Raw genomic sequence first — 7741 nt, 5'->3', positions numbered from 1 at the left:
CAAGCGGAAATATGGAGAAAGCAGACAGCTGAGATTTCTTCACAAGCGGCCTGTGGTTCCGGTGGGATTTGCACAGCCCAAGAACGCCCAGCATAAACGCAAGGCGGTCAATAAGTATACGGTGGAAGGTCGTGAGTTGATTCATAAGAATCTTCAAATTGACACAGAAACAATGCTTTGGGTGATGCGTAATCCTGTCCGTGGTCGATCTATAGAGTATGCGGATAACAGGATTTCACTGTATGCGGCGCAGTGCGGCAAATGTGCTGTCACTGGGGAGACAATGGCTCCTCATGACATCCACTGTCACCATAAGCTGCCGGTCAGCAAAGGTGGAACCGATGAATATGCCAACCTGATTTTGATTAAGAAGGATGTGCATACCATCATCCATGCAACACAAGACCCAACAGTCGAGAGACTCCTGAAATTCCTTAATCTTGAACCAAAACAACTTGTAAAGCTTAACAAGCTTCGTGCATTGGCAGAAATGCCGCCCATTATTCTTTGAATGAAATGCTGTAACGAGGTGTGTAAGTTGTGTGCTTCATGTCCCAAAACTACTGAATTCGATGGAACGCCGTGTGCGGTGAAAGCCGCACGCACGGTGTGGAGCGGGGGAAAATCCTGAGATAATTTCAAGGGATTACCTATCGCTATCGGGCGCGAAGAGCCAGGGCATGAAGCAGTTCATGGCTAATTAAAGGGAACAAAAAGAAAGGAAAAGCACAATCCAGACGGTATCAGCGGCAGTCTACAAGAATAAATTGTGATTACACAAGATTGGTGCTATAATAAGAGAAAAGTTCCTGCCGGGGCAGCCGCCCCGGTGGTATGGATAGAAAGGCAGGAAAACAATATGCACATCAGCTATAAACCACTCTGGCACACACTGTTAGAGCGTGATATGAGGAAAGAGGATTTAAGGCTTGCCGCCGGTATGACAACGAATATGATTGCCAACATGAGCAAAGAGGGAAAGCACATCAGCATGGATACATTAGCCCGTATCTGCGAAACGCTGAATTGTGAGATTACCGATGTGATTGAGTTAGTACCAGACGAGCCTGCTTCCACAGGAGGTAAGGAACATGAGCGAATTGAAACCAAGAATAACGGAAAACGGAATTGATTATATCCTTGTTGGGGATTATTATATCCCAGATTTGAAGCTGCCGGAGGAACACCGCCCTATCGGAAAGTACGGACGGATGCACCGGGAATATTTAAGAGAAGTCCACCCAGTCAGATTGAACACATTGATATTGACCGGAGAGCTATGGACATATCTTGCAGACCTGAACAAACAGGCACAGGAACGGTTAGACACCATCATGGAGCAGATGAAAACTGCCGAGGGCGTAACCGAGGAATTAAAGCGTACCTGTCAAATGGAATGGGTGCAGCATTGCAATAACATTCACAACCGGGCAGAAGAAATTGTTTTGCATGAGATGATTTATTCATAAGGGTATGATATAGGGAAACGATATCTGAAACATGGTATCGTTTCCTGTATTTATAGATATTTGTGTAGCAGAAAACAGATGTAAGGTTGACATTACAAGCGAAAACACATATAATTTTATTATAATATTAACCTTACTTTTGGAGGAACTATGAAAAACAGAATAAAAGAATTGCGGGAACAGCGAGGGCTGACGCAAGAGCAATTAGGAGAACTGGTTGGAGCTTCAAGGCAGGCGATAAATGCCATAGAAACAGAAAAATTTGAACCATCTATCTGGCTTGCATATGATATTTCTAAAGTGTTTGAGTGTGCCATTGAGGATGTATTTTTATTTGATGTAAGTTTGAGAAAATCAAGAGCTGACAGCAGCAGACAGGAGGTAAAAAGTGGCAACAAGATTTCTTCGCTATGACAGCGACCCTATATTGAGAAAAAAATGTAAAGCTGTCCTAAAAGTTGATGATAAAATCAGGCAGCTCTTAGATGATATGCTTGATACATTACATGAAACAGAAAATGGAGCTGCACTGGCAGCAAATCAGGTTGGCGTTTTGAAACGGTTGGTTGTCATTGATTTTAACGACACACGATTAAAACTTGTAAATCCGCAAATAATAAGCCAAAGCGGTGTGCAGGAATGTGTTGAGGGATGCCTTAGTTTCCCGAACCGTTTTGTAAAAACAATTCGTCCGCAAAAGGTCACGATTCAGGCACTCAATGAATATGGAGAGGAAATTATAGTTGACGGAGAAGATGAAATGGCAAAATGCTTCTGCCATGAGCTGGAACATCTGGATGGTATGATTTTTTTAGATAAAGCGATTGAAGAACTTTCTGCTTTGTAGTGCAAATTGATAGATGCCGTTTCGGAAAAAGAAAAAGGGGTCTTATGAGCAAGGTTATTATGATGTGCGGCGTATGTGGTTCTGGAAAGACTACTTACGCCAAGAAAAAAGAACAGGAAGGATATATCCGACTTTCCATTGACGAAGAAATGTGGAAACTTTATGGAAGAAAGGGAATTGATTATCCGGAAGAACAATATGAAAAATTGTCAGAGCAGGTGGAAGCTGCGCTTCAAAAAAAGCTGCTATCCCTGATTCAGCAGGGAAAAGATGTTGTGATTGATTTTAGTTTCTGGAGTAAGGAAAATCGGAATGTTTATAAAGAACTGATTCAAAAAGCAGGCGCTGAAACGGAGCTTGTCTATATGAAAGCCAGTAAGGAGCTTTTGCAAAAAAGACTATATAAAAGGAATCAGGTCTTAAATGCCAATTCACCGTTTGTGATAACAGATGAACTATTGGAACATCATTATCACGCATTTCAGGAGCCATGCGGCGAAGGAGAAAAAGTAATTTTGCAGAAAGAGGATATTATGCAATATTCAAATTTCAACTGAATAATCCCAGCACAAACCGCTGCTACATGGAAGCTAACAAACCATGCAACAGCGGTTTTTCTTTACCGTTTTTTCCTCTGGCTGATAGGCGTTCCCATTTTCTTTGATTTTTTGAGAATCCGAATGAGCCAGCGAAATTCTTCGTCTGACAGATTTTTATAGTTGATACCAAGCTGCTTGCAGTAAAGAACAACCAGCTTTTCATCCCGACTGCCTTTGAAATTTTCGACAGCTTCCAGATTTTCTTTCAGTTCATCGGCAACGGTGATCTGGGGCGCACTCTCACTGTCCTTTTTGTGGGCTTCCCGAATATCCCGGATAATAAGGTTGAGGTCATCCAGAACCATATGGCTGAAATATTCATCATCACTGATATGGGCGGCTTGCAACACTTTCAAATGGGGGTCGTCTTCGCCGGGGCGATACCGTTCAATGATTTCATGCCGGACGGTATCGACAAGGGCGTTGAGGTTCTGAATCTGCATGGTGGCAATCCCATCCACATAAATCTCAATGTCCGCAAGAAACTTGATAAAGTCCTTATGGGTGGCAAGTTCGCAGAGCAGACGGTTGTTAATCCGACCGCTTTTCAGAAGTGCTACCATCTCATCACTCAAATGCAGCTCACTTAATGGCGTGTTGATCTCCGCCCGGTTCTCTGTCCGGCAAAAGAGATAATCGAGGGACACCCCATAAAAATCTGCCAGCAGGATAAGGTTGCCATGATTGATTTCCTTATAGTCATCTTTTTCATAACTGCCAAGAGCCGATTTTGAAATACCCGTTTGCTCAGCCAGTTCTTCCAGTTTTAATCCTTTGTTTAATCGTAAATCTTTTAGCCGTTCCTGTATTGTAGTAGCTCCGTTCATTGAAGCAGTTCCCCCTTTCTAACGACATTTATAACCGTTGAATTGATTATACCATATCAATTCCGCAATCGTGGAAATTTCTGATTTTTACCCCTAATTCCTACTTTGTGGACATACGGCACAGGGCACAAAAATGTTCTATGATACAGGTAGTTCATCGATGGATTATTCCAATCGAATGACCAGCCTGTGTGGGATATGCTTCCCCGGCGATGTAGTGCCATGACTTTTGGCAGGGATATGGAGGAACCCTGACCGAAACGAGCGTACCAAAGGGAGCGATACGCCGCTGTGAGATTCAGGGGAGGAACGACACCGGGGAGAACTGGCGAACTGACACCGAAATACGACAATTTGATAGGGGGATAGTCTACCCTATCGCTGATACTTCGGGAGATTTTAGGCGGCTCTATGGCTGTAATTTTTCCGAAAATCGCCCCGAAACCATACACAAAAACGGGAGGAAGCGCAATATGCCGAGAATGAGCAAAAAGAGGAAGCATGAGCTTTCCTTTTACCTCAATGACCGGGGGCGTGTCACTTACAACGAATTATGCAGGAAATGCCAGCATGGGTGCAGGCAGAGCTTCCGGGCGGTTGTGATTGACTGCCCCCGTTATTTATCCAAACGAGCAAAGAAAAAGGAGGAACACACCGAATGAATTTTGAATTTATGACGATAGACACACCATTGCCGCCCTGTATGCCCTTTCCCATAGCGTTGACAGGATTTCCAGTCAGCAGCACCGCAAAGGTCATGTACTGCCGGATGCTGGACGATATGCTGTCCAAAGGACAGGAGGACGAGAACGGAATCCTGTTTGTGTGCTTCCCTGTCACAGCCATTGCCGCAGTCCTGTCCCGCAGCCCCATGACGGTCAAGCGTTCTTTGAATGAACTGGAAACCGCCGGACTTATCATGCGGGTGCGTCAGGGCGTTGGAGAACCAAACAGGATTTATGTTCTGATACCGGGAAAGGAGGACGCTGCCCTTGCCTGATACCTCAAAGCTGGAAAAACTCAATCGGGAGTTGGAAAAAAGCGAAAAGAAACTGCGGAAAGCCATCAATGATGAAAAGGCATTGCAGCACCAGTTGAAACAGCTTACCCGAAAGGAACGGACGCACCGGCTCTGTACCCGTGGCGGTATGCTGGAAAGTTTTCTGCAAGAACCGGAACGTCTGACAGATGATGATGTCATGCTGTTGTTGAAACTCATTTTTCACAGACAGGACATGCAGGAACTATTGAAAAAACTGCTGGAACGGGAGAAGCCGGAAACCCCTTAGTTTACTAAGGGCGCAATTATACACCACCCAAAGGTTGGTGCATTGCGTTCTCTGAAGGCTCCTTGCCGGAGGGCTGTGATTTTTCGCAGTCATGGTCTGCTCCAAATCATACAGGGGACGCTACGCTTCCCCTGCGCTGGCTACCGCCAGCTACCCTTTTGTGGACTTGTCATCTGGGGACACCTTGCGTTGCAAGCTGTTCCCAGCCGACAAGTTTCATAAAATATGCTATCTTTTCGATAGGCAATAAAGTATAATAAAGTCAGCAATAAATCGGAATTTTACGGTCAGTAAGGAATGCGTAAAGTTATATGATTGTATTATAAGCGATTTGTTAAATTTTTATAACCACTTGTATTTGCCTGCGATTTATGGTATAATATTTTGAAATTTAGAAAGAGGTGGGAAGATGATTAACTTTTCTTGCAAATAAAATCAAAATATGCGGTAGTGCTATACTTTGGCATTATTGTGTCTATTGCAAGAAAGTTATATGTCTATCTTACTCAATATAGTGCTGTTGCCACTTTTGCTTAGTGGTGTTATTTTATGCTATGACGAGCTGCAAGGATAAACTTTCTTGTGGCTCTTATTTTGTTTTGGAGGTGCTTTATGAATAGTGCAGAACAGATAGTTACACATGATTCACTCCGTATAGTGTCGGTTCCTTTTGGTGAAATCTATACGTAGTAAACATTCACCGAACCGACTTTGTATCGTATGACATGCAAAGGAGGATAATATTTATGTCAATGATTAAAATTGAAAACCTTACGTTTTCATATCCGACAAGTTATGATAATGTTTTTGAAAATGTCAGTTTCCAGGTTGATACCGATTGGAAGCTTGGTTTTGTGGGCAGAAACGGACGAGGTAAAACAACCTTTCTGAATCTTCTGCTTGGGAAATATGAGTATAGTGGAAAAATCCTATCATCCGTACAGTTTGATTATTTTCCTTATCCCGTTTCAGATAAGAATCGTATTACAGAGGATATATTGCAGGAGATTTGCCCACTTGCGGAAGAATGGGAACTTATGCGAGAACTTTCTTATCTTGATGTTGATGTCGATGTGCTTTGGCGACCTTTTGAAACACTTTCCAACGGAGAGCAGACAAAGGTTTTGATTGCCGCTCTTTTTCTTAATGAAGGGCATTTCCTACTGATTGATGAACCTACCAACCATTTGGATGCCAAAGCGAGAAAAAGTGTGGCGGCATATCTGAAAAAGAAAAAGGGATTCATCTTAGTTTCTCACGATCGTCGCTTTCTTGACGATTGTGTTGACTATATTCTATCGATTAACCGAGCGAATATCGAAGTGCAAAGAGGAAACTTTTCATCATGGATGTCAAATTTTGAGCGACAGCAAGAATTTGAACTGGCTCAGAACGAACGTTTGCAAAAGGACATCAGACGATTACAGCAGTCGGCAAAACGCGCTGCAGTATGGTCTGAACGTGTAGAAGCTTCCAAAATTGGGGCAGCAGATAAAGGTTATGTCGGTCATAAAGCCGCCAAAATGATGAAGCGTTCAAAATCTATAGAAGCGAGACAACAACATACAATCGAACAAAAATCAGCATTGCTGAAAAATATGGAAACCGCAGAAGCCCTCAAGATACAACCGCTTAATTACCATACAGATTTGCTTGCATCATTATCGAATGTAGTAGTTTATTATGATGGCATTTCAGTTTGTGAACCCGTTTCGTTTGAAATAAGACAGGGAGAACGCATTGTGCTTGATGGAAAGAACGGCAGTGGCAAAAGTAGCCTGTTAAAGTTGGTAGTCGGGCAGTCCATAGATTATACGGGTACAGTAACACTTGGCTCTGGGCTTGTAATTTCTTATGTGCCACAGGATACATCGTATTTATGTGGAACCCTTTCCGAGTTTGCAGAAGAAAACAACCTTGATGAAAGTTTGTTCAAGGCAATTCTTAGGAAAATGGACTTTGAGCGTGTACAGTTTGAAAAGGATATTAAAGACTTTTCTGGCGGGCAAAAGAAGAAAGTCCTAATTGCGAAAAGCCTTTGTGAAAAGGCACACTTGTATGTATGGGATGAACCGCTCAACTTTATTGATGTGTACTCACGTATGCAGATTGAACAACTCATAACGGAGTTTGCCCCGACCATGCTCCTGGTAGAACATGACAGTGTTTTTCGAGATACTGTGGCAAGTAAAATTGTGAATATCTAAATTGGTTCTTCCGCAATTTTACGTTTTTCGCTTTAATAAAAATGGAGAATGCTGATTTACACTGGCATTCCAGTATTGAAAAATTACAAAATACGGATAATTGCGTAAGAACCTCTAAATTAAAATAATTGTATGGGTTAATTCCAGCTTTACAGAGACTCAAATTCCAGTTTGTAGAATTAAGAAAATCGTAATTTGTGGAGGTAAAATATAGATGAATCAAGGTAGAATTATTGTAATCACAGGTGCGCCGGGGACAGGAAAAACTACAACGGCATCTGCTGTTGCAAAAGAATCAGATTTGGAAAAGTCTGTGCATATGCACACAGATGACTTTTATCATTATTTGAGTAAAGGGGCAATACCACCGCATTTGCCAGAATCAAATGAGCAAAATTTGATTGTCATTGGTAAGCGAGAAGTATTTCCGCGTACCCTATGTTAACAGTTGGAGCAAAACGCTCCAAAATTGAGAGTTGGAGTATTTCGCTCCAACTCTTTCG

Annotated in this window: 12 protein-coding genes; 11 read left to right on the top strand and 1 reads right to left on the bottom strand. The window is 42.5% G+C overall.

Annotated elements, in window-relative coordinates; translation table 11 throughout:
- From ISF27_RS12880 to ISF27_RS12855, 6 genes are all read left to right on the top strand, one after another.
- On the top strand, positions 1–511 hold a 511-nt coding region (locus ISF27_RS12880; protein WP_194611879.1), incomplete at its 5' end, for an HNH endonuclease.
- Positions 512–769: 258 nt separating this feature from the next.
- Positions 770–1132: a helix-turn-helix domain-containing protein gene (locus ISF27_RS12875; RefSeq protein ID WP_003533405.1), complete on the top strand. Its 363-nt coding sequence runs from the start codon at positions 770–772 to the stop codon at positions 1130–1132.
- On the top strand, positions 1092–1469 hold the full coding sequence (locus tag ISF27_RS12870) for a TnpV protein (protein ID WP_173877592.1): 378 nt from the start codon (positions 1092–1094) through the stop codon (positions 1467–1469). Before ISF27_RS12875 ends, ISF27_RS12870 begins: the two co-directional genes overlap by 41 nt.
- Before the next feature lie 150 nt (positions 1470–1619).
- Positions 1620–1883 (top strand): helix-turn-helix transcriptional regulator, encoded by a 264-nt coding sequence (locus tag ISF27_RS12865; RefSeq protein WP_173877593.1) that lies wholly within the window; start codon positions 1620–1622, stop codon positions 1881–1883.
- Positions 1858–2316, top strand: a complete 459-nt coding sequence (def, locus tag ISF27_RS12860; RefSeq protein ID WP_173877594.1) for a peptide deformylase — start codon at positions 1858–1860, stop codon at positions 2314–2316. The genes ISF27_RS12865 and def overlap by 26 nt, the downstream gene beginning before the upstream one ends.
- 44 nt (positions 2317–2360) lie before the next feature.
- Positions 2361–2873 (top strand): AAA family ATPase, encoded by a 513-nt coding sequence (locus ISF27_RS12855; protein ID WP_173877595.1) that lies wholly within the window; start codon positions 2361–2363, stop codon positions 2871–2873.
- Between the two features lie 62 nt (positions 2874–2935).
- Here ISF27_RS12855 and ISF27_RS12850 read toward each other — a convergent pair whose 3' ends face one another.
- Positions 2936–3742, bottom strand: a complete 807-nt coding sequence (locus ISF27_RS12850; RefSeq protein ID WP_173877596.1) for a helix-turn-helix transcriptional regulator — start codon at positions 3740–3742, stop codon at positions 2936–2938.
- 473 nt (positions 3743–4215) lie between these two features.
- On the opposite strand from ISF27_RS12850, the gene ISF27_RS12845 reads away from it, so the two are divergent.
- From ISF27_RS12845 to ISF27_RS12825, 5 genes are all read left to right on the top strand, one after another.
- Complete coding sequence (locus tag ISF27_RS12845; RefSeq protein ID WP_005930722.1) at positions 4216–4404, top strand: hypothetical protein; 189 nt, start codon at positions 4216–4218, stop codon at positions 4402–4404.
- Positions 4401–4742, top strand: a complete 342-nt coding sequence (locus ISF27_RS12840) for a DeoR family transcriptional regulator (RefSeq protein ID WP_173877597.1) — start codon at positions 4401–4403, stop codon at positions 4740–4742. Before ISF27_RS12845 ends, ISF27_RS12840 begins: the two co-directional genes overlap by 4 nt.
- On the top strand, positions 4735–5031 hold the full coding sequence (locus ISF27_RS12835; protein WP_173877598.1) for a DUF3847 domain-containing protein: 297 nt from the start codon (positions 4735–4737) through the stop codon (positions 5029–5031). The genes ISF27_RS12840 and ISF27_RS12835 overlap by 8 nt, the downstream gene beginning before the upstream one ends.
- Before the next feature lie 746 nt (positions 5032–5777).
- Entirely contained in the window at positions 5778–7238 is a 1461-nt protein-coding gene (locus ISF27_RS12830) for an Lsa family ABC-F type ribosomal protection protein (protein ID WP_194611878.1), read from the top strand.
- Positions 7239–7452: 214 nt separating this feature from the next.
- Positions 7453–7683: an AAA family ATPase gene (locus tag ISF27_RS12825; protein ID WP_456236845.1), complete on the top strand. Its 231-nt coding sequence runs from the start codon at positions 7453–7455 to the stop codon at positions 7681–7683.
- Positions 7684–7741: the final 58 nt, after the last annotated feature.

Origin of the sequence: Clostridium vitabionis (assembly GCF_015351765.1) — a bacterium.
Taxonomy (GTDB): domain Bacteria; phylum Bacillota; class Clostridia; order Lachnospirales; family Lachnospiraceae; genus Clostridium_R; species Clostridium_R vitabionis.
This window is presented reverse-complemented; position numbering and strand designations above follow the sequence as displayed.